Source organism: Pseudomonas sp. No.21 (assembly GCF_054558415.1).
The window spans coordinates 15834-37288 of the sequence record NZ_BAAJNO010000007.1 but is presented as its reverse complement, the minus strand read 5'-3'; the positions used below and the strand labels follow the sequence as shown (position 1 = coordinate 37288).

20 protein-coding genes and 1 tRNA gene are annotated in these 21455 nt (G+C 65.6%); 14 read left to right on the top strand and 7 right to left on the bottom strand.

Annotated features, from left to right (window positions below):
* The first annotated feature begins 12 nt into the window (after positions 1 to 12).
* The 6 genes from asnB (at position 13) to ACYJSS_RS15430 (ending at position 6689) form a co-directional block, all read left to right on the top strand.
* Complete coding sequence (gene asnB / locus ACYJSS_RS15455) at positions 13 to 1854, top strand: asparagine synthase (glutamine-hydrolyzing) (protein ID WP_236206154.1); 1842 nt, start codon at positions 13 to 15, stop codon at positions 1852 to 1854.
* Positions 1847 to 2848: a class I SAM-dependent methyltransferase gene (locus ACYJSS_RS15450; RefSeq protein ID WP_111261046.1), complete on the top strand. Its 1002-nt coding sequence runs from the start codon at positions 1847 to 1849 to the stop codon at positions 2846 to 2848. The genes asnB and ACYJSS_RS15450 overlap by 8 nt, the downstream gene beginning before the upstream one ends.
* On the top strand, positions 2845 to 4137 hold the full coding sequence (locus ACYJSS_RS15445; RefSeq protein ID WP_111261047.1) for a hypothetical protein: 1293 nt from the start codon (positions 2845 to 2847) through the stop codon (positions 4135 to 4137). Before ACYJSS_RS15450 ends, ACYJSS_RS15445 begins: the two co-directional genes overlap by 4 nt.
* Positions 4118 to 4900 (top strand): WecB/TagA/CpsF family glycosyltransferase, encoded by a 783-nt coding sequence (locus ACYJSS_RS15440; protein WP_111261048.1) that lies wholly within the window; start codon positions 4118 to 4120, stop codon positions 4898 to 4900. Before ACYJSS_RS15445 ends, ACYJSS_RS15440 begins: the two co-directional genes overlap by 20 nt.
* Positions 4894 to 6132, top strand: a complete 1239-nt coding sequence (locus tag ACYJSS_RS15435; protein WP_236206155.1) for an O-antigen ligase family protein — start codon at positions 4894 to 4896, stop codon at positions 6130 to 6132. Before ACYJSS_RS15440 ends, ACYJSS_RS15435 begins: the two co-directional genes overlap by 7 nt.
* 125 nt (positions 6133 to 6257) lie before the next feature.
* The gene (locus ACYJSS_RS15430) at positions 6258 to 6689 is read left to right on the top strand and encodes a hypothetical protein (protein ID WP_236206156.1); all 432 of its coding nucleotides are present in this window, start codon (positions 6258 to 6260) and stop codon (positions 6687 to 6689) included.
* A 58-nt stretch (positions 6690 to 6747) separates the two neighbouring features.
* Here the strand turns inward: ACYJSS_RS15430 and ACYJSS_RS15425 are convergent, their stop codons facing one another.
* On the bottom strand, positions 6748 to 7662 hold the full coding sequence (locus ACYJSS_RS15425) for an ADP-ribosylglycohydrolase family protein (protein ID WP_236206157.1): 915 nt from the start codon (positions 7660 to 7662) through the stop codon (positions 6748 to 6750).
* 111 nt (positions 7663 to 7773) lie between these two features.
* Positions 7774 to 9483: an amidase gene (locus ACYJSS_RS15420; RefSeq protein ID WP_236206158.1), complete on the bottom strand. Its 1710-nt coding sequence runs from the start codon at positions 9481 to 9483 to the stop codon at positions 7774 to 7776.
* 553 nt (positions 9484 to 10036) lie between these two features.
* Between ACYJSS_RS15420 and ACYJSS_RS15415 the strand changes: the two genes are divergently transcribed.
* Complete coding sequence (locus tag ACYJSS_RS15415) at positions 10037 to 11071, top strand: ABC transporter substrate-binding protein (RefSeq protein ID WP_111261052.1); 1035 nt, start codon at positions 10037 to 10039, stop codon at positions 11069 to 11071.
* A gap of 2 nt (positions 11072 to 11073) precedes the next feature.
* Positions 11074 to 12786: a diguanylate cyclase domain-containing protein gene (locus ACYJSS_RS15410; RefSeq protein ID WP_111261053.1), complete on the top strand. Its 1713-nt coding sequence runs from the start codon at positions 11074 to 11076 to the stop codon at positions 12784 to 12786.
* Between the two features lie 102 nt (positions 12787 to 12888).
* Here the strand turns inward: ACYJSS_RS15410 and ACYJSS_RS15405 are convergent, their stop codons facing one another.
* A complete protein-coding gene (locus ACYJSS_RS15405) occupies positions 12889 to 13161 on the bottom strand; it encodes a DNA-binding protein (RefSeq protein ID WP_111261054.1) in 273 nt (90 codons plus the stop codon).
* 111 nt (positions 13162 to 13272) lie between these two features.
* Here ACYJSS_RS15405 and ACYJSS_RS15400 point away from each other — a divergent pair, with 111 nt between their 5' ends.
* Positions 13273 to 13530 carry a hypothetical protein gene (locus tag ACYJSS_RS15400; protein WP_236206159.1) on the top strand — a complete coding sequence of 86 codons (258 nt, stop codon included), beginning with the start codon at positions 13273 to 13275 and terminating at the stop codon, positions 13528 to 13530.
* Positions 13527 to 13808: a hypothetical protein gene (locus tag ACYJSS_RS15395; RefSeq protein ID WP_111261102.1), complete on the top strand. Its 282-nt coding sequence runs from the start codon at positions 13527 to 13529 to the stop codon at positions 13806 to 13808. The genes ACYJSS_RS15400 and ACYJSS_RS15395 overlap by 4 nt, the downstream gene beginning before the upstream one ends.
* A gap of 138 nt (positions 13809 to 13946) precedes the next feature.
* Here ACYJSS_RS15395 and ACYJSS_RS15390 read toward each other — a convergent pair.
* The 4 genes from ACYJSS_RS15390 to ACYJSS_RS15375 form a co-directional block, all read right to left on the bottom strand.
* A tRNA-Gly gene (locus ACYJSS_RS15390) sits at positions 13947 to 14020 on the bottom strand.
* A 122-nt stretch (positions 14021 to 14142) separates the two neighbouring features.
* Positions 14143 to 15027, bottom strand: a complete 885-nt coding sequence (locus ACYJSS_RS15385; protein WP_111261055.1) for an alpha/beta fold hydrolase — start codon at positions 15025 to 15027, stop codon at positions 14143 to 14145.
* A 484-nt stretch (positions 15028 to 15511) separates the two neighbouring features.
* On the bottom strand, positions 15512 to 16204 hold the full coding sequence (locus ACYJSS_RS15380) for a pseudouridine synthase (protein WP_111261056.1): 693 nt from the start codon (positions 16202 to 16204) through the stop codon (positions 15512 to 15514).
* Entirely contained in the window at positions 16204 to 16410 is a 207-nt protein-coding gene (locus ACYJSS_RS15375) for a cysteine-rich CWC family protein (RefSeq protein WP_111261057.1), read from the bottom strand. Before ACYJSS_RS15375 ends, ACYJSS_RS15380 begins: the two co-directional genes overlap by 1 nt.
* A gap of 335 nt (positions 16411 to 16745) precedes the next feature.
* Here ACYJSS_RS15375 and pcsA point away from each other — a divergent pair, with 335 nt between their 5' ends.
* The 4 genes from pcsA (at position 16746) to ACYJSS_RS15355 (ending at position 21426) form a co-directional block, all read left to right on the top strand.
* Positions 16746 to 17450 (top strand): phosphatidylcholine synthase, encoded by a 705-nt coding sequence (gene pcsA, locus ACYJSS_RS15370; protein WP_111261058.1) that lies wholly within the window; start codon positions 16746 to 16748, stop codon positions 17448 to 17450.
* A 135-nt stretch (positions 17451 to 17585) separates the two neighbouring features.
* A complete protein-coding gene (locus ACYJSS_RS15365) occupies positions 17586 to 18122 on the top strand; it encodes a hypothetical protein (protein WP_111261059.1) in 537 nt (178 codons plus the stop codon).
* A 530-nt stretch (positions 18123 to 18652) separates the two neighbouring features.
* Entirely contained in the window at positions 18653 to 20017 is a 1365-nt protein-coding gene (locus tag ACYJSS_RS15360; protein WP_236206160.1) for a glutamine synthetase family protein, read from the top strand.
* Positions 20018 to 20115: 98 nt separating this feature from the next.
* On the top strand, positions 20116 to 21426 hold the full coding sequence (locus tag ACYJSS_RS15355; protein WP_111261062.1) for an NAD(P)/FAD-dependent oxidoreductase: 1311 nt from the start codon (positions 20116 to 20118) through the stop codon (positions 21424 to 21426).
* Positions 21427 to 21455: the final 29 nt, after the last annotated feature.

Here is a 21455-nt window from a genome sequence, read left to right as displayed (position 1 = left end):
TGGGTGTCGACCATGTGTGGCCTGATCGCGGTACGTGCGCTGTACGAGATACCGGACCTGCAGTCGCGGGCGAGTCGTGCCCTGGCCCGCCTGGCCCGCCGCGGCCCCGATGCCGAGGGGCTGCTGATGGTCGAGGCGGTGCCGCCGACGTTGCTCGGGCATCGCCGCCTGGCCATTCTGGATACCCGTGGTGCCGCCGGGCAGCCCATGCGTTGCCCGGTAACGGGCACGGTGCTGGTGTTCAACGGTGCCATCTACAATTTTGTCGAACTGCGTGAAGAGCTGCGAGCGCTGGGCTGTGTCTTCGTGACCGACGGCGATACCGAGGTGCTCCTGCATGGCTGGCGAACCTGGGGCGAGGGGGTGTTTTCCCGCTGCAACGGCATGTGGGCCGTGGTGCTCTGGGATGCACCCAGTGGCGACCTGGTGTATTGCCGTGACCGTCTGGGCGTAAAGCCCCTGTACCTGCATCACGATGGCAGGCAGATGACGCTGGCCAGTGAAATCAGCGCCATTGCCGAAATGCTCGGGGGTTATCCGGCGCCCAACCCGGAAAAGCTGTTCGACTTCCTGCTTACGGGGTTCTCCGAGCAGGGCACTGCCACCTTTTTCCAGGGAATACGGGCCGTCACGCCTGGCGTGGTCGGACGGATGAGCCGAACCGGCCGCTTCAGTCAGGCGCCTTACCATCACTGGCCCGAACCCGGCGGCGCCGAGCCGATGTCCAGTTCGGAGCTGCGGGAGATGGTGGAGGATGCGGTACGCCTGCGCCTGCAAGCGGACGTGCCGGTGGCCAGCCTGCTGTCCGGCGGTCTGGACAGCTCGATCATTACCCGGGTGGCGCTCAACGCCAGCCAACAACCCCGGCAGCGGCTCGAGGGGGCGTTTACCTACGGCTACAGCGCGACCGAACAGGCAGTGTTCGATGAGTCGGCGCGGGCAGCACAGTTCATGGCCGAAAGCGGCCATGGCGAGCTTCATCATGTGGTGCGTTTTACCGCTATCCCGTCGGCCGCAGAGCTGATGAGCCTGGTTGCAGTGCAGGGGGAACCGTTCAGCACGCCTTCGGTGTTGGCCAGTTTCAGGACCTATCGCGCCATTGCTGATCAGGGATTCAAGGTGGTGCTGTCCGGTGAGGGGGCCGATGAGCTGTTCGGCGGCTATTCCGCCCGCTATCACTCCGTGGCTGCCCGGGATGCACTGTGGTCAGGACACCTGCTCCAGTTGGCCCGCCTGCTCGGACAGCGCACCTTTCCTGCCGGGCTGCTGCTCAACCGCCTGGTCTGGGACCTGCCGCTGGCGTCGCTGGGGCCGTTGCTGCGGCGTCATCGCCCCAGTGTGGGGGTGATGAGTGCTGGCTTGTGGGAGTGCCAGCGACAGCGCCTGGCAATCGTGCGCGAGCGGATGTGCTGCCGCCTGGAGCAGCGCATGCGCGAGGACCAACTGGACAACCTGCTGCCCATGGCACTGCGGATGGCCGATCGCAACAGCATGAGTGCCGGTATCGAACTGCGCAGCCCGTTCATGGATTTCCGCCTCGTCGAGCGTGCATTCCGAACGCCGGCCCTTGAGCGCGTGGGCAGCGGGCGCTCCAAGGGTCTGTTGCGTGATGCCTTCAAGGGCGTCCTGCCGGATCGGCTGGTCGCCATGCCGAAAAATACCGGCTTCGGTCATGCCGAGCAGTTCCTGCTGGCGCAACTGCCCTGGCGCGAACTGCTGGACGATCTGCCGACCGAACTGGACGCCTTCCTCGACTTGAATGCGCTGCGTGGGCATCTGGCCAGTCCGCATAGCCACAGTACGCTGTGGTGGGCGCTATCGGTGGCCCTCTGGTACCGGAGTGTCTATGCCTGAGCGCGTCGACGACTGGGGCCTGGCAGTGGCTACCGGCCAGTGCCGCGTCTGTGGCAGCAGTGCCGGGCAGTGCGCCTTCTGGCCTGAGGTCTACGCCCACTCCGGGCAGACCCTCATGCGTTGTGGTTATTGCGCCACGGTGTATCTGGCCCCCGGTTTCAGCGAAGCCGGGCTGGTACGTTTTTACACCGGCCCCTACCGCCGCCTGTTCCCGGCTGAGGTGCCCTGGCGCAGCATGGCACGGTTTTTTGCCTGGCGCGGCGACGTCGACGTGGCACGCCAACGGTTTTCCCTGATTGGCGCGAACCTGCCGCCACAGGCACACCTGTTCGAAATGGGCTCCGGGTTCGGCGCCTTCCTCGGGCAGGCTGCGCAGCAGCGTAGCGATCTGCAGCTGAGCGCCAGTGAGCCGGACGGGGCCCAGCGCCAGGCCCTGCTTGGGCGGGCTGAAGTACATTTCATCGACAGCCTGGCCGATCTGCCGGAGCGGAGCCTGGATGGGGTGGTGGCCTTCCATGTGCTCGAGCACTTGATCGACCCGCTCGGTTTTCTTCAGCAGGCCGCCAGGGCCCTGCGCGATGGGGGCCGCCTGTGGGTGGAAGTGCCTGATCTGATGAGCGACTGGCAGACCCGCTTGTTCGTCCACCCGGCACACTTGAGCTATTTCTGTACCGACAGCCTGCGTCGCCTCGCCGAAGCGGCTGGACTGCAGGTGGTGTACTGCGGTGTTCATCCGCTGACGGCGCTGGAGGGGACCCTGTGGCTTGAGGCCTTGCGCCCGGCGACGCCGATGTGCCAACCCGTGGCACCGGCAACGGAGCAGGTAGTGGATGCGATCGATCAGTGGATCTTACGGGTCGGCTGGGGCCCGAAGGACCGGCTCAAGGCACTGCTCAAGACCATGGCCATACGCGTGCTGGGGCCGGGGTTGGTCGGCGAGTGGCAACGCTGGCGACAGCATCGCCGCCATCGTGAAGAGCAGGCGCCGCGATGAGGTTCAGGCTACTGCTGCTCATCATCCTCTGGGTGCACTTGGGCGACCTCGGTAGCGCCTGGCTTTACGGCGACGGTGCCTGGCCAGGGGTGGGGCTGCTGCGCAATCTGCGAGACATGCTGGTGGTGGTGCTCGCGGGTTGCTGTCTGCTCAGCACCCGTCTGTCCGCGCGCCTGTTGCTGCCGCTGGTGGCCTACAGCGCTGTGGCGCTGAGCTACCTGCTGGTCAACAGGGTGAATGCGTCGTCGGGCATCCTGCTGGGCTCCTATGGCACGTTGATGATTCCCGTGCTGTTCTTCCTCCTGGGTTTCTACTGCGTACGCCGCCCCGGACAGTTGCGGACCTGTGTCGCCCTGCTGGTGCTGCTGGGCATCGCCAGTACGCTGTTTGGCGTCTGGGAGCAACAGAACACGGCATTCTGGACCGAGACCATCGGCTATCCGCGTTACATGCGCGATATCAAGGGCATGGCGTTGGGCGCCAACTGGGAAAGTGGCTTGCCCTGGAATTTCTACGGCGGCATCGAGCTGGAACGACGGGCGGCCGGTCTGCTGGCTGCGCCCTTGGCACAGGGGATGTTCCTGGCGGTCGTGGCCGTGGTGGCCATCGCCTGGTCGCCAAAACGCGTCGGCTATCTCGGCCTGTTGCTCTGCGGCGTGCTGTTCGTGGGCGTCTGGATGTCAGGAACGCGCGGCGCCATGCTGGCCGGCAGCCTGGCCCTGATCGGGTACCTGGCCAGCGGCACCACGCTGTTTCGTCATCGCTTCGTGCGCTGGCTGGTGGCTGCTGCTGCTTGCGGCGTGATTGCGTTGGCGTCCTATAGCATTGTCCAGATGAGCATCAACTTCCTGGACGGTTCAACCATCGGCCACTGGATGGCGTTGCAGAAGAACCTGCAGGATCTGCCCAGGGTCGTGCTGTTCGGTGCCGGCCTCGGTGCGCAGGGGGCACAGGCGGCCCAGCAGCAACAGACGCTGATCGGCGGGGGGGAAGGGGCCATCTTCAGCATTGCGTTTCAGCTGGGGCTGCCTGCCGCGCTGCTGTTCCTCTGGTTCTACCTGAACATGTCCCTGGCCTTGTGGAACCGCTACCGAAGGGACCGCGAGCCCATGGTGCTCGCAGTGTTCTGGCTGACCCTGGGCCTTGCCACTACCCTGATCAGCTCCGAACACCTGCTCACGGTCTCCGGCACAGGCGCCTTCTGGCTGCTTTGCGGCGCCACCTTGCGCAGCACCTCGCCAACGTCCCACCACACAGAATCACTCACTCATGAACAGCGAACCGGATAGCCGCCGCATTGAATTCCTGGGGTGCCCTCTGGATCTGCTCAGCACCCGGGAAATGATCGAGCAGGCCCGTCAGGCCCTCACGGACGGTTGTCGCCTGCGACTGGAGGGGCTCAACGTCGCCAAGCTGGTCGACGCGCGCGCCACCCCCTCACTGATGCAGGCGCTGCACGAGGCGGAGCGCGTCCATATCGATGGCGCGGGCATTGCCCTGGGGCTCAAGGCGCTGGGCATCAAGGCACCATCGCGCTGCGCGGGGATCGACCTGATGGGGCTGCTGTGCGAAATGGCCGCGGAGGCCAAGGCTTCGGTGTATTTGCTCGGCGCTCGCCAGGAGGTGGTCGAACAGACCGCCGAGCGCCTGTTGGCCCGTTACCCCGGCTTGCGAATTGTCGGTATGCGCAATGGCTACTTCACGGCCAGTGAGGAAGCCGACGTGATTCAGGGCGTTCGTGCCAGTGGAGCGGACATGCTGTTTGTCGGCATGAGCTCACCGAAAAAAGAGCTCTTGCTGCAAACCCACTGGTCGAGCCTGGGCGTCAAGGTGGGCATGGGAGTAGGCGGCTCCTTCGACGTACTTTCCGGCCAGTTGCCACGGGCACCGCGCTGGGTACGGCGGATCGCCATGGAGTGGTTGTTCCGCTTGTTGCTGGAGCCTCGACGCCTGCTCTGGCGTTATCTGCGCACCAACAGCCGTTACTTGCTGCTGCTGGCCGTTGCCCGCCTGAGACCCGCGACGCGGGACAAGGACCAGCCCCAATGCTGAGCGCCGGCCCCTCCATGTCCTGGGAATCCTTGCGAGCCCTGCTGTCGAGACCCGGTCTGGCCCTGTTGGCCTTGGGCCTGTTCGTGCAACTGAGCGGCTTTCTGTTCAATAACGATGGCAGCCGTCAGGCCACGCAGGTCTACCTGCTGCTGTTCGTGCCGGCGCTGGTTCTGCTGCTGGTCGAGCGCCTGGCACTGTCCCTGTGGCGCCAGCCCTGTGCTCTGGCGCTGCTGGCTTTGCTGAGCTGGGTGGTACTGCGTGGCAGCCTCGATGGCGCTGAAAAGTGGCCAGGCTACTGGTTGAAGGTGGCGCTGCTGATCCTGCTGTACGTGTTCACGATCAGCCATCTGATGAGCAAAGGCGTGATCGGGATCCCCCTGGCTCTCGCGGTGCTGCTCGCCTGCTGTTTTGCCTGGCTGACTCTGATCGTTCAGTTTGTCATTCTGGATAAGCCGCTAGCTTACGAAGTACTCCGAAGCACGGGTCGGCTGCGAGAGTTGGGCTGGCACGGTTTCGCGGATTTCTCACACCCCATCCCGGCGGGCCTTTATCACGGGGTCTTTGCCGTCCTGCTGCTCAGCGTCCTGGTTGAGCGTGAGCTCAAGGCATGGGCCTGGCTGCCGGTGCTTGTCGGCTTGGCAGGCTTGTTGGTGTATGTGCTGTTGACCTTCTCGCGCGGGGCCTGGTTTTCGACCCTGGCGGGCAGCCTGACCCTGCTGCTGCTCAGCCCGCAACGGCGTGCGCGCATCCTTCTGTTGATCGGCGCCCTGGCGATACTGCTGATGATGGTGGTGTTCTGGTCGCGGGTTGAGCATGAATGGTTTCTGGGCACCAGCCAGCGCGTTCCGATCTGGCTGAACTGGCTGGACCGCCTGCCCGAGTTCTGGATCCTGGGCAAGGGCGCCGGCGTCGACCTGATCTACCGCTATCCATGGGGCGACGTGGTGAATCGCGCCCATAGCCAGTACTTGCAGCTGTGGTTCGAGTACGGGGTCATCGGCTTCGCCTTGTTCCTGCTGTTGCTTGGCTCTGTGCTGCTCAAGGCGTGGCGGCTGCGTGCCGATCCCGCTGCCCGTGTGGCGCTGGCGGCCTTGGTGTTTGCCCTGGTGGCGATGGTGTCGGATATCTCATCCATATTCAGTCGGCCTAGCCCCTATTGGGTCGTGCTGTGGTTGCCGGTCGGGTTGATCGTTGGCTTGCGGGTGCCTATAGGGCAGCCTGCGAGTAGATAGCGATCAGCACTGATGAGGTATCGGGCTCCATCTTTGCGAGTGGGGGCCGTTGCTCGACAGCGGGCCCACAGGATTTCCTTGACGTCGGCCTCCAACTCCTTAATCCACGTCCCAGGGATCGAGACATGACAATGGGCCACCGCACACCCAGAGCCGCCCTGGCGCTGGCGACCGCCACCACCCTCTGCGCCTGCGTCCCCGTCTACAAGACCCTCCAGCCCTATGCCGAGGTACAGGTGCGCAACGAGCAGGGCCAGCCACTGGAGTCGGCCGAGGTGGTGTTGATCAGCAGCGCCTATCCCTATGGCCGGGAGCAGTTCAGGGCGACGGCGATGACCGATCCGGCAGGTGTCGCGACCTTCTACAAGGTGAAGGACCTGCGCCTCGAATTCTTCGTGATCCACGGGGCGCAGGCGTTCTTCTGGAACTGGTGCGTGAGAGGCAAGGGCTATGCGACCCAGACCACCGCATTGCGCAATGGCGATGATTTCGAGGCCAATCCGACGTTCGTGCTCAAGCCGGGGGCGTCCACTGCCTGTCCCGAGCCCGGGAGCTGACCGGGCCTTCGATCTTGGCGGCAACCTGCATGTCCCGGGCTGAAGCCCGGGCTACCTGTCATCCCGCGTTTCGTGTGACCGCTGCTTGATACAGCGCCGACGCGATCCCCTCTATCTCATCCCCTTGATGCAGCTTGCCGAGCCACCTGGCCGGGATGCCGGGCTTGCCGTAATAGGCACCGGCGACCTGGCCGACGATGGCGGCGGTGGTGTCGGCGTCGTCGCCCAGGTTGGCGGCTTCGAGCACGGCGGCTTCGAAGGAGTCGGTGACCCAGAAGCACCAGAGCGCGGCTTCGAGGGAGGCGACGCAGTAGCCCGTGCCGCGTATCTGCGCGCGGGGCTTTCCGATGAAGCTGCCGCTGGCCAGTTCGCGGATGGCGGGTTGCAGGTAGAGGGCGGGGGAGGCGTCGAGCAACTGGTCGCGGGATTTGCCGGCCAGGGCATTGGCGATGACCTGGGCCAGGAGCTTGCAGGCCTCGACCGCCTCGGCGGCGCCGTGGGTGGTGCGCGAGCTCTGCTGGGCGAAGTGGGTGACGTCCTCCTGGCTGGGGAAGTAGTACATCACCACCGGGGCGAGGCGCATCAGCGAGCCGTTGCCGGCGGTGTCCGGGTCGCTGGAGCCGGCGAAGGGCTGGCCGGATTCCTGGTAGTGGGTCAGCGCCTCGCGGATGGTGGTGCCGATGTCGAAGCACTGCCCGGTGGAGCTCCAGTAGCCCCATTGCCACCAGTTGAGGTAGCGGGTCATCTGGTCGGCGGCGTCGAAGCCGTTCTTCTCCAGCAGGCTTTCGGCGAGGCAGAGGGCCATCGAGGTGTCGTCGGTCCATTGGCCCGGCGCCAGGGCGAAGGGGCCACCGCCGTTCATGTCGGCGATCGGCTTGAAGGTGCCGGGCGGGAAGAATTCGAGGGTGGTACCGACGGCGTCACCGCTGGCCAGGCCGAGCAGGCATCCCTTGTAGCGATCCAGTAAGTCCATGTGCGTATCCCCGGGGCGGACCAGATTGGTACTCCAGGGCCGGGCCTGGAGCAAGTGCCTTCGCGATGAGGAGGCGGGATCGGTGCATGCAGCCCCGATCCCGCCGTTTCATCAGTTGTGGGCCAGCGGCGGGGTACGCGGCGGAACCCGGCGCTTGCTGCCGGTGGCCTCGTAGGCCGAGGCGAGGCGCAGCAGCGTCGAGTCGTCGTAGGCGCGACCGGCGAAGGTCAGGCCGACGGGCATGCCGATGTCGGCCATCACGCCCATGGGCACGGTGACCGTGGGCACGCCAAGGTGGCGGATGGCGAGGTTGCCGTTGGCGACCCAGACGCCGTTGCTCCAGGCGATGTCGGCGGATTCGGGGTTCACGTCGGCGTCGGCCGGGCCCACATCGGCGACGGTGGGGAACAGCACGGCGTCAAGGCCCAGGCGGTCCATCCAGTCTTCGAGGTCGATGCGGCGGGTCTGCTCCAGGCCGCGCAGGCCGTCGGGCAGGGTGGGGATCTGGTCCCAGGGCGTGATGCCGCGCTCGGCCATCTTCACGTACTCGTCCATGCCCGCCGCCAGGTCGCCCTCGCGGTTGGGCAGGGTGCCGGGGTCGTGGGGGAAGATCTTCGGCCCGTCGACGTCCACCAGGCGGTTGAGCCTGGGGTCGCCATTGGCGCGGAGGAAGTCGTCGAAGGCCCAGGCGGAGAGGTCCCAGAGCTCGTGGTGGAGGAATTCCCTGGACACCAGCCCGCGGTTGAACACGGTGGGTGCGCCGGGGCGGTCGCCCTCGCAGTTGGAGACCAGTGGGAAGTCGACCTCGATCACTTCGGCGCCGGCGGCCTCGAGGGCCTGGCGGGCCGCGTTCCACAGGTCGATCACCGAGGCGCGGGTATTGATGCGCTGGCCGGTCGGGCCGCCGATGCCGGGGGCTTCGCTGGTGCCGGCCTCCGGGTCGGCATTGATGAACATCCGCGGCACGCCGAGGCGCTTGCCGGCCAGTGCCTCGGGCTTCGCCGCCAACTCCAGGTAGGAGGCGGGACGCACGCTGGAGGCGGCGGGGATCGGCACCCAGGGCTGCAGGCGCCACAGGTCGCCCCGGGTGTCCGGGTCATCGGCGACCACCACGTCGAGCACTTCGAGCAGGTCCGCCATGGTGCGGGCGTAGGGCACGACGACGTCCATGGTCGGCGTCAGCGGCCAGTTGCCGCGCACGGAGATCACCCCGCGAGAAGGCGTGTAGGCGCACAGGCCGTTGTTGGAGGCGGGGCCACGGCCGCTCGACCAGGTCTCCTCGGCCAGGCCGAAGGCGGCGAAGCTCGCGGCCGTGGCGGTGCCGGCGCCGTTGGAGGAGCCGGAGGCGAAGGGCGCGGTGAGGTAGGCGGCGTTATAGGGGCTTTCTGCCCGGCCGTAGACCCCACGCTGCATGCCGCCATTGGCCATGGGCGGCATGTTGGTCTTGCCCAGGCAGATGGCACCGGCGGCGCGCAGGCGTTCGATGGTGAAGGCGTCGCGCTGGGCGACCAGCTCGGCGAAGGCCGGGCTGCCGGAGGCGGCGGTGAGGCCCTTCACCAGGTAGCTGTCCTTGGCGGTGTAGGGGATGCCGTCCAGCGGGCCGAGGGTTTCGCCCCGGGCGCGGCGGGCGTCGGAGGCGTGCGCCTCGTCCAGGGCCTCGGGGTTGCGCACCACCACGGCGTTGAGGGCGGTGGCGGTGTCCTGCCCGTCGTAGGCGTCGATGCGGGCGAAGTAGGCCTGGACCAGTTCGACGGCGGTGGTACGGCCGGATTCGAGCGCGGCGCGCAGCTCGGCGATGGGGACTTCGGTGACTTCGATCATGCGTCCACCCCCGGGCGCTGCTGGGGCTGGGAGGAGATGACGCGTGCAAAACCGGTTTTCATGACGGTCCTCGTTTCAATGCGTGTGCGACGGGTTGGACGCGCGGCCTGGTCGGTGGCGTTCACAGGGGGCCTATTTAGCCACCAAGTCGGTAGCAGAGGAATCGCCCGCGTGTGCGACTGAGACGCCAGGGGCACGAAGCAGGTACTGGCGTCCCATCGTTGCCCGATCCTCGTGCCCCGTCCTGGCCACTACAGGGTCAGGACACGGGCTGCACGGTGCTGCTGGGCCGTCGTTGCGCTCCGTTTGTCCGATCCTCCGTGCCAATGGCGGCTTTTGGCCATATCTCCCAGCAAAACGCCATGCGCCGTCGCTATGCTGTGTGGTAATCCGAAGCGACGGTTCCAATCCGGCCAGGGCAAGCAGGCCGGTCGCCCGGTTATGTCAGGTTCGAGGGGGCCGCTCCCGTTCCGGTGCGAGGACGCCTGGGCGGGTGCTGTCGATTGATGCTTCGGAATCGTTTCATCCTTCGAATTCCGTCAAGGGCGGGGATATGCGCGGACTCTGCTGGTTCTGGGTTCTTTGTGCCTTGTGCGCCACGCTGCCGGCCTCGGCGGCGGACGGTGTGGTATTGCACGTGCTGGCCTGGCCGGGCTACGCCGATGCGGATGTGGTGAAGACGTTCGAGCAGCAGCACCAGGTGAAGGTCGTGGTGACCCTGGTGGATTCCGACGAATCGCTCTGGGACAAGCTGCACGCGCAGGACGGCGAGCTGTTCGACGTGCTCGCCGCCAATACCGCCGAGATCCAGCGCTACTACCGCAACGGCATGCTGCAACCGCTGGACCTCGCCCGCCTGCCCAACACCCGCCACCAGTTGCCGCGCTTCCAGGACCTCGAATCCATCGAGGGGCTGACCCGCGAAGGGCAGGTGTATGCGGTCCCCTTCACCTACGCGGCGATGGGGCTGATCTACGATCGCCAGCAAGTGCCGGTGCCGCCGCGCTCGATGGCGGAGATGTGGAACCCGCGCTACCAGGGCAAGGTGCTGGCCTTCAACAGCGCGCAACACAACTTCTCCTTCACCGCGTTGACGCTGGGGCTGGCCGATCCCTTCCACCTGCGGGCCGATGACTTTCGCCGGGTGACCGGGCAACTGGTGGCCCTGCGGCGCAACCTGCTGGCGTACTACAGCCTGCCGGAGGAGGCGACCGACCTGTTCCTGCGGCACAAGGCGGCGCTGCTGTTCGCCAACTACGGCATGCAGCAGGTGACGCAGTTGCGCCAGGCGGGGGCCGACGTGGGCTATGTGATCCCCGACGAGGGTGCCATCGCCTGGCTGGACTGCTGGGCCATGACGCGCACGGCCACCAACCGCGAACTGGCACTGGCCTGGATCGACTACATGCTCGACCCCCGGGTCGGCCGGCTGCTGAGCGAGCGCCAGGGCCTGGCCAACACCAGCGAGGTGCCCACGGAGCCGGCGGGTGACGCCCGGCTCATCTGGCTGCAGCCGGTGGAGGATGTGGGACGCCGCGAGGCGTTGTGGAGCCGCATCGTGTCCGGTGACCGGGAGGAGAGGTTCTAGCCATGCGCATGGGCCTGACCGTCAAGCTGTCGATCCTGCTCGCCTGCATCGGCATCCTCTCCTCGGGGATCACCGGCTATTTCTCCTATTCGGCCAACCAGGCGCTGCTGGTCAAGGAGGCCGAAGGCAACCTGCTGACCTCCACCGAGCTGCTCGGCCAGCGCCTGTCCTCGTTGCTGAGCGACATCGACGCGGACGCACTGACCCTGGCCGACATGCCTTCCAGCGCGCTGGTCGCCAGTCTCGGTTCGCGACCGGGCGATACTGGTGCCAAGCCGCACCTGGCCGGGGTCTTCGCCACGGTGATGCGCCTGCATCCGCAGTATTCCCAGGTGCGCCTGATCAGCCGCCAGAACCATGGCATCGAGGTGATCCGCTTCGATCGCGACGGCCAGCGGATGATCGAGGTGGACGGCTTGCTGCTGCAGGAGAAAGGCCATTTCCCCTACGTGTTCGAAACGCTGCTGCTCAAGCCGGGGCAGGTGTACCTCGCGCCCATCACGGTCAACCACGAGCGCGGCGCCCATTCGGCCGACGGCGCCCCGACCCTGCGCGTGGCCACGCCCGTGGCCGGTAAGGACGGGGTGGTGCAGGGGGTGGTGGTCATCAACGTCGACCTCAAGCGCTTCCTCGAACAGCTGGAGGCGGACCTGCCGCAGGGGCACCAGCTGTACCTGGCCAACCAGTGGGGCGACTTCCTCGTGCACCCCGTACCGGCGATGGCCTTCGGATTCGACAAGGGGCGGCGCATCCTCATCCAGGACAGCTTCGCCGATACCCAGCAACTGCTGAGCCGCCAGGCCCCCAGCGTGCTGGTCAACGGCCTGGATGCGCCGACCCGGGCCGAGGGCAAGATCATGGCCTTCGTGCGCAAGCCGTTCGGCCTCAACGGGGAGGACCAGTTCGTCGTGCTCGGTCTGTCGCGCCCGCTGGAGGACGTGCTCGGCAGCGGGCGCTCGCTGGGGCGCAGCATCATCCAGATGGTGCTGGTGTTCAGCGTGCTGGCCCTGGTGCTGGCGGTGCTGTTCTCCCGTGCCCTGACCCGGCCGCTGCAGATGCTCAGCCACGCGGCGCGCAGCTTCCAGACCGAGCACATGCACGACGTCGCGCTGCCCATCACCCGCAAGGACGAGATCGGCGTGCTGGCCCGCGGCTTCGACCTGATGCGCCGCGAACTGAAGTCGCACATGGAAATGATGAGCCGCAACCAGCAGGAGCTGCGCCACCTGGCCGACCACGACTCGCTCACCGACCTGCCCAACCGGCGGCAGTTCTTCCAGCAGTTGCAGCGCGCCATCTGCACCGTGGGCGAAGGCGGCGACGAGCTGGCGGTGCTGTTCATCGATCTCGACGACTTCAAGAAGATCAACGACGACATGGGCCACTCGGTGGGCGATGAAGTGCTGATCGTCGTCGCCCGGCGCCTGCGCGGCGCTGTGCGCAGCGGCGACCTGGTCGCCCGGCTGGGCGGCGACGAATTCGTGGTACTGATCCAGGGCCCGGACATCGCTGCGGCCGCCAGCGCCATCGTGCACAAGATCCTCACCGCGCTGGCCGACCCCGTGGCCATCAAGGGCCGCCCCCTGGAGATCGGCGCCAGCATCGGCCTGAGCATCTACCCCCAGGACGGCACCACCGCCGAAGCGCTGATGCTGCACGCGGACAACGCCATGTACCGGACCAAGCTGGAAGGGCGGAAGGCGAGGGCGGAGTGAAGCCAGTCTACGGGAACAGAGTGTGATTCTGATGAAGCCCTATTACAGCTTCGGCTTCGACGAATTGTCGCCGGGGTAACCCGGGAGCCGTTGCTCCGGTGTCTATACCGCGCTTGGTTTGATCGAAGCGGGATGCGCTTCGTCGTATTCCGGGCTCGTTTGTCCGACGTCAGGCATGACCTCGCCGGTCATCAACCACCAGCGGTACTGGGGATAAAGCGCCCCGAGCTGTTCCAGCTCTTCGGCGCTAAAGCGGGCGCGGCCCCGCTTGATGCTCTGCCACCGTACGTATTCCTTGCTGTTGACCTCAGCCAAATCTTTCAGGCTCGTCTGCTCCAGCAACAGCAGCGCCCTATCTGCCATTCCTTCAGACATTGACGATTTCGCTATGGACTATTGTCATATTTCTAAATTATGGATATTGTCCATATGGATTTTATCCATAAGCCCTGCGCAGTTATGGCCATGAATAGTGACGGAACGAGCATGGAACTGGAAGACCTCGCCGCAGCCGCTCTGGCTGGCTGCCCGTTGGACTTGGAGCACACCGTTTGGCGACCGCGCCTGAATGTTGAGCGCGCGCGAGCCATGGTTCATCACGGGATCATTCCCCCGGCGGAACTCATGCCAGATACAACATTCGAGGCAAACGGTTTTGAGCGGGTATGGAGTCTTATGAAAGGATGCAAAGGCTTCCTCTACACGCGGAGCAAGAGCCTTTCAGAAGGGAGGATAGGGCAGTGAAGAGCTATCCCCCTGCCGTCATCCCCTCGACGGCGCGATCGTTCCTCGGCAAATCGGTGTTGATGGAACTGGTCTTCTGGGATACGGGGCCGGAAGTGCTTTGGAGATTCTTTCATATCGTGGGTGTGGTGCTGCCGCTTGAGGGCGTTAACGAGCAGGGCTATTTCCTGACCATGGATTTCAATGGCAGGTCGCGCTTCCCGGACGAAGTATTCTTTTCCGATATCCGCACGATTCGGGTAGTGCCTTATCGCGATGCGGAGGGGAGGGGGATGTAGGTGGGTGCCGAGTGTGCGAAGCCCAACGTGATATTGCCGAGCCTCGCACCGTTGGGCCTCGCTGCGCTCGGCGCCGACCTGGGGAAGCTGAAAAGCAAAAGGCCCGCATCTCGATGAGACCGCGGGCCTTTTAATGTCTGGAGCGGGCGAAGGGAATCGAACCCTCGTCATGAGCTTGGGAAGCTCAGGTAATGCCATTATACGACGCCCGCTTTCAAGGCCGCCTTTTTACCAGAAGCCTTGGCCGAAATGAAGCCCGGTCATGCACTTGATGCACGCCTTTTCTCGAAGGCGGGGGGTGGAAGCCCCCGTTGCGGGGGCCTGCGCGGGGCGGTCAGACGGCCATTGCCTGGGTGGGTTGGTGCTGCAGGTGACGCGGTTGCTGGGCACTGGCGGGAGCGTTGAGGAAGCCCAGCAGCACCTGTTGGGTCTGCAGCCAGCCGGCCTTGTGTTCCAGGTCGATGAAGTGGCCGGCATTGCGGATGGTTTCGAACTGGCAATCACGCACGTGCTCGGCGAACAGCCGGGCGTCCTTGGGGGATGTGTAGACGTCGTGCTCGCCGTTGATGAACAGCAGCGGGATGTCCACCGCCTTGAGGCAATCGACGTAGCAGTTGGCGTCCAGCGACAGCACCTGGCGGATATGGAAGTGCATCTGCCGGTATTCGTGCTCGTCGAGGCTGGCGACGTGCTTGTGGTTGAAACGCTTGAACAGCGTCGGCAGGTAGCGGCCGATGGTGCCGTTGACCAGGGCGCCGACGTTCTCGCGATCCACGGCCTGCAGGTAGTTCATGCCGTTCTTCATGTAGTCGAGCATCGGCTCGTTGAGGATCGGCGAGAAGGAGTTGATCACCGCCTTCTTGATCCGCGCCGGGCTCTGGCCGAGGGCGAGCAGGGTGGCGACGCCGCCCCAGGAGAAGGACGAGAGGTAGTCCGCCTGGTAGTGCTCGATGAGTTCGAGGAGGATCTCCGCCTCGGTTTCCTTGGTGATCGGCCGGCTGTGGTCGTTGTGGGGCTTGGAGCGGCCGGCGTAGGGCTGGTCGTAGAGCACCACGTTGAACTGCGGTTGCAGGTACTTCACCGTTTGCGCGAACGAGGCTGTGGTGGCCAGCGAGCCGTTGACCAGAATGATCGTGCGACTGGCTTGAGGGTTGCCGTAGAACTCCGTGTATACCTTGTACTTCCTGTCGATCGTGACGACCTGGGTCTGTGCCCTCATGTCGTTTCCTCCTGGCGCAAGTGGGTCGTGCGGACGAGGCGAGGCGCTTCGTTCGCGGAGCATTCGGGCAGTCAGATAAACGCCTGGAGATGACAAGAGAATGTCAGGCGGTTTTTTTGGAATTATTTATTTTTCAATAACTTAGGTCGAAAAAGAGCGGGGCTCCCAGCGCCCTTTTCAGGGGCCGGAAGTGCACTTTGACCAGGCAGGAAACCTATGTCGGCGGGTGAGGCCGGGGTGTTGCGGATCGCTTGGAAGGCTGGAGTGACTCATTGGTCACACTCTGACCTACGGTTTGGATTCAAGCAGACACCCATGACCCCCGCAAGCGCGAATCGGCACTTTTTCCGTGCAGCCCGTCGGCTTGTGACGAAGAGGTTGTCGCGCCGTTTCACCTAGTGCCCCCGGCGGGGCCGCTCCGATGGTTCTCAGAGAGAGGAGAACCGCGGAAGTTGCAACTCATTGAGCGCCAACCGTCGGCGGCTCAGAACAGGGCGATTTCGGTGGGTGTAAGGGCGCGGTACTGCCCGGGTCGCAGGGCCGGGTCGAGGGGCAGGGCGCCCATGCTCTCGCGGTGCAGGCGCAGCACCTTGTTCTGGAAGTGGCCGAACATGCGCTTGACCTGGTGGTAGCGGCCTTCGTGCAAGGTCAGCCGCGCTGCGCGGGGGGCGAGGATCTCCAGCTGCGCGGGCCGGGTGGTGAGGTCCTCGTAGGCGAAGTAGAGGCCTTGGGCGAAGGCCTCGATGCAGGCCGGGTCGATCACCTGCTCGGTTTCCACGGTGTAGACCTTGGGCTGCTTGGTCTGCGGCAGGGTGAGGCGGCGCGACCAGAGGCCATCGTTGGTGATCAGCAGCAGCCCGGTGGTGGTGAGGTCGAGGCGCCCGCCCAGGTGCAGCTCGTGCTTGTCGGGCTCGTCGAGCAGGTCGAGCACCGTGGGGTGTTCGGGGTGCTCGGTGGCGCTGACCCAGCCGGCGGGCTTGTGCAGCATGAAATAGCGCGCCGGCTTGCCGGGCTGCACTTCGCGTTCGTCGAGGGTGACGCGGTCGAACACCCGCACTTCGAGGCTGCCGTCGGTGGCCACGACACCATTTACCCGCACATGCCCGGTGGCCAGTTGCAGGCGCGCGGCCTGGCGGTTGAGGTCGGGAAGGTTGCCGAGCAGGCGGTCGAGGCGCATCAGGTCGGCTCTGCCGGCGCCAGCAGGCCGGCGCAGCGGGGGCAGAGGCAGGCCTTGCCCTGGGCGTCCAGCGGGATGCGGCGCAGCGCCTCGGGGTCGATCGGGGTGTGCAAGCACCAGCACGGCTGGCCGCTGGCGGATTCTTCGGCGCAGTCGTTGGCCAGGCCGCAGAGCGGGCAGCGCGAAGGGTCGGGGGCCTGGTTCATGCCGGTAGCGGGAGCTGTGGGAAAGGTCGCTAGGGTGCAGCGCGTCGGCGGCCGATGCAAGCCATCGGGGACGGACGTGGACCGATAAGCGGTGCCACCGGGCCCGAAGCCCGTTGCAGAGCCGTGCGGCCGGAAGGAACAGGTCGCTCGGCGGAGGAAATCGCCGTCGCTTGTGAATGGCCTAGCAGCGAATTAGTAGCGCAACGAGTAGAATTTTCGGCATTGTGCGCATCGTCGTCAGTGTTATCTGATGAACGCGTAAGAAAATCCAGTTGTCTACGGATTAACGCCACCCACTCAGCGGAATAGAGACGCACGTGTCCACTCAAATCAATATGGTCAACAAGGCCAAGGCCTGGTCCGCTCACGGCGTGACCGCCACCGGCGTGGTACTGGCCCTGATGGCCATCCTCGCTCTGTTCGACAACCAGCCTCGCGACTGCCTGCTCTGGCTCGGCGCCGCCCTGCTGGTGGACGGCCTGGACGGCAGCTTCGCGCGCAAGGTCCAGACCAGCACCATGCTGCCGAACTTCGACGGTTCGACCCTCGACCTGGTCATCGACTACCTGACCTACGTATTCATCCCCGCGCTCTTCATCTACCGCTACGTGCCGCTGCCTGACTACACCGTGCTGCCCACCGTGAGCCTGATCCTGGTGTCGTCGCTGTTCTGCTTCTGCAACCTGAACATGAAGAGCAGCGACAACTACTTCGTCGGCTTCCCGGCAGCCTGGAACGTCGTTGCGCTGTACCTGTACCTGATCGACCTGCCGCCGGTGGCGAGCTTCGCGATCATCTGCGTGCTGGCCGCGCTGACGCTGACCAAGCTGAAGTTCCTGCACCCCTTCCGCGTGCGCAAGCTGATGCCGCTGAACATCACCGTGACCTTCGTGTGGATGCTCAGCAGCATGTTCCTGATCATCCAGTACCCCGACCTGAAATCCATGATGGTCGCTCTCTGGGGCCTGTCCTCGGCCTACTTCGTCGGCGTGTGCCTGTGGCGCAGCCTGATGGACTGGAGCGGCAAGCTGCGCGCCTGATCCGCGACCGCTGCACAAGAGCCCGTCCTAGCGACGGGCTTTTTTGTGGGCGCGGCGAACCGGGGGCGCATGGCCGGCAAGGTGACTTGCCTATATCCTTCACGCCTTGTTTCCCACCCGCAGGACCCTTTCCAGATGAAAACGCAGCTGATCGAACTCATCACCAAAATCAGCTCGGGCTGCATGTCGGATGAGGAAATCGACAAGATCGCCGACGAAGCCGCCCAGGCCTATGCCGATCCCGAGGCCTTCCTCGCCGCCAACCCGGACATCAACTACGACGACAGCTTCACCATTCCCCTGGGCGAATGGGTGGTGGTCGGCAGCCTTCCGGAGACCGTGCTCTTCCACGCCGACGACTACCCGGACCTGCTGGCGCAGATCATCGCCTCCTTCGGTCCCGAGGTGAGCTTCAACATCCAGCCCAAGCAGCTGAAGAAGGTCGACCCGCTGCGTGCCATGCACCGCATCCAGGTCCAGCTCAGCGCTCTCTACCCGGAAAAGGGCGGTTACGTGCTGGTGGGCTTCAGCGACCCGATGGAAGACGACATCCTGCAGGCCGTGCTGGTCTACAAGCAGGACGTGGCCCGCGTGCTGGAGCTGGCTGACGAGCTGCAGATCGATGCCGTGGAAGTCTACGAATCCATGAAGGGCGCGCAGGACGACGACTGAGTCCCCGGCTGCTCCTTGTGGGGGCTAATTCATTCGCGATCGGGCTCGTTGCCTGGGTCTTTCGCGGTTGAAACCGCTCCCACACCTGCACCGAGCCTCCGCGCATCCCTGCCGTTCATTTGTTTAGCGCCTGATTAACCAAAGATAGGAAAAACTGGATTTTAAGCACCCATCGCGGCGTGCGAGGCTCGTGCCATTCCATATCCAGGCCTTTTTCAATGGGTTTTCCCCCGTCACTGATTGCACCACCCGAGCCCCTCGCCGCACCGGCGGGGCGCGGTATGCGGTGCGAGCGTCGGTGGCCGGGCCAGCCCAGCGTCTCCCTTCCCCTCGAACTGGCCTTCTGGGCCCTCTGGCACTGCCGCCACGCCCGCCCGCCGGACGCTGCTCCCTTCTGATTCCGGACCGGCCACCCTCCTGGCCGCCGTCCGCCACGCGACGACCCGCTCCCGAACGCACGCCTGCACAGTGTTTGCATGGCCTTGCCCGGGATCATCACGTGCGCCCGATGCGGCGCTGAAGAGAGCCAGATGAAATTCGCCACCTTGCAGGAAGCCCGAGACTTTCTCGACCAGAACCCCGATATCGACGCCTTCGAGCTGTTCATCCTCGACGCCAATGGCGTGCCACGGGGCAAGCTGCTGCACCGTGACGAACTGCTCGCCGTGTACCAGAGCGGCCGGCCGCTGCCGAGCACCATCCTCGGCCTCACCCTCAATGGTGACGACGTGGAGAACTCCGGCCTGGTCTGGGACGTGGGCGACATCGACTGCCGCGCCTACCCGCTGGCCGGCAGCCTGGTGCGCATGCCCTGGCGTCGCATGCCCACCGCCGCCGTGCAGGTCAGCATGCACCCGAGCGAGGGCATGCCCGCCGCCATCGCCGACCCGCGCCACGTGCTGATCGGGGTGATCGAACGCCTCAAGGCCGACGGCTTCCACCCGGTGATGGCCTGCGAGCTGGAGTTCTACCTGCTGGACCAGAAGCCCGACGCCCAGGGCCGCCCACAACCGGCGCTGGACGGCGACGGCCGCCGCCCGCGCACCACCCAGGTCTACGGCCTGCGCGAGCTGGAACAGATCGAGCCCTTCCTCGCCGACCTCTATGCCGCCTGCAAGGCCCAGGGCATTCCCGCCCGCACCGCCATTTCCGAATACGCGCCGGGCCAGGTGGAGATCACCCTGGAACACGGCGACGCGCTGCAGGCCATGGACCAGGCCGTGCGCTACAAGCGCCTGGTCAAGGGCGTGGCCAATGCCCATGGCATGCAGGCCTGTTTCATGGCCAAGCCCTTCGATCACCTGGCCGGCACCGGCATGCACATGCATGTCAGCCTGGCCGATGCCGAGGGCCGCAACCTGTTCGCCAGCGAAGACCCGGCCGGCACCCCGCAACTGCGCCTGGCCGTGGGTGGCATGCTTGCCTCCCTGCTGGATTCGCTGCTGCTGTTCTGCCCCAACGCCAACTCCTACCGCCGCTTCCAGGCCAACAGCTACGCGCCTCTGGCGCCGACCTGGGGTGTGGACAACCGCACCGTCAGCCTGCGCGTGCCCGGTGGCCCGGCCTACACCCGCCACATCGAACACCGCATCTGCGGTGCCGACGCCAACCCCTACCTCGCGGCGGCCGCCATCCTCGCCGCCATCCATCGCGGCATCCGCGACGAGATCGACCCAGGCGAGCCGGTCGAGGGCAACGGCTATGCACAGGCCAAGGAATTGCTGCCCACCGACTGGCTCACCGCGTTGCAGGCCCTGGAGAACTCCAGCTGGGCGCGCGAGGCCCTGGGGCCGGAGTTCCTCGGCGTCTACCTCGCGGTGAAGCGCGCCGAGTACCGCCAGTTCATGGCCGAAGTGGGTGAGCAGGACTGGCGCTGGTACCTGAACCAGGCCTGATCCCGCGGCAGCGCCCGGCCCGCAGTCCCTGCGAGTGCAGGGACCCGGTAAACAGATTCGTACGGAGAGGGCCCCCGAGGGCCTCGCAGGAAACCAAGATGAACGTCGCACTGAAGACCACGCCCAGCGCCGAGCGCTGCGCGTCCTACTACACCGCCACCCTCAATGCCGAAACCGACTACCCCACCCTGCAGGGCACGGTGGACGCCGACGTGGTGATCATCGGCGGCGGCTTCACCGGCGTCGCCACCGCCGTCGAGCTGGCCGAGCGCGGCCTCAAGGTCGCCCTGGTGGAAGCGAAGAAGATCGGCTGGGGCGCCACCGGCCGCAACGGCGGCCAGGTCACCGGCAGCCTCTCGGGCGACGGCGCCATGCGCAAGCAGATGCGCAAGCGCCTGGGGGCGGAGGTGGACGACTTCATCTGGCACCTGCGCTGGCGCGGCCACGCGATCATCAAGAACCGGGTGGAGAAGTACGGCATCGCCTGCGACCTCAAGCACGGCCACCTGCATGCGGCGATGAAGCCCGCCCATATCGACGAGCTGCGTGAATCCTTCGAGGAGGCCCAGCGCCGCGGCATGGGCGACGACGTGACCCTGCTCGACGCCGCCGGCGTGCGCCAGCACCTGGAGAGCGACCTGTACCTGGGCGCGCTGAAGAACACCCGCAACATGCACCTGCACCCGCTCAACCTGTGCATCGGCGAGGCCCGCGCGGCCGAGAGCCTGGGGGCGATGATCTTCGAGCATTCCGAGGTGCTGGAGATCGTCCATGGCGAGCGCCCGGCTGTGGTCACCGCCCAGGGCCGCATCAACGCCCGCCAGGTGCTGCTGGCCGGCGACGTGTACCACAAGCTGGAGCCGAAGAAGCTCAAGGGCATGATCTTCCCGGCCATGGGCGGCATCGTCACCACCCGCCCGCTAGGCGAGCTGGCGGAGCGCATCAACCCCCAGGACCTGGCCGTCTACGACTGCCGCTTCGTGCTCGACTACTACCGCCTCACCGCCGACAAGCGCCTGTTGCTGGGCGGCGGCGCCAACTATTCCGGGCGTGACTCGCGGGACATCGCCGGCGAGCTGCGCCCGGCCATCGAGCGCACCTTCCCGGCGCTCAAGGGCATCGAGATCGATTACCAGTGGAGCTGTGCCATGGGCATCGTCATCAACCGCATCCCGCAGCTGGGCAAGCTCTCGCCCAACGTCTGGTACTGCCAGGGCTACTCCGGCCACGGCATCGCCACCACCCACATCATGGGCGAGATCATGGCCCAGGCCATGACCGGCAGCCTCGGCCACTACGACACCTTCGCCGACTGCTCGCACATCAAGGTCCCCATGGGCGACGTCTTCGGCAACCCGATGCTCGCCGTGGGCATGTGGTACTACCAGATGCTGGAAAAACTCCGCTAAAGGCCCGTAGCCCAGGCTTCAGCCCGGGG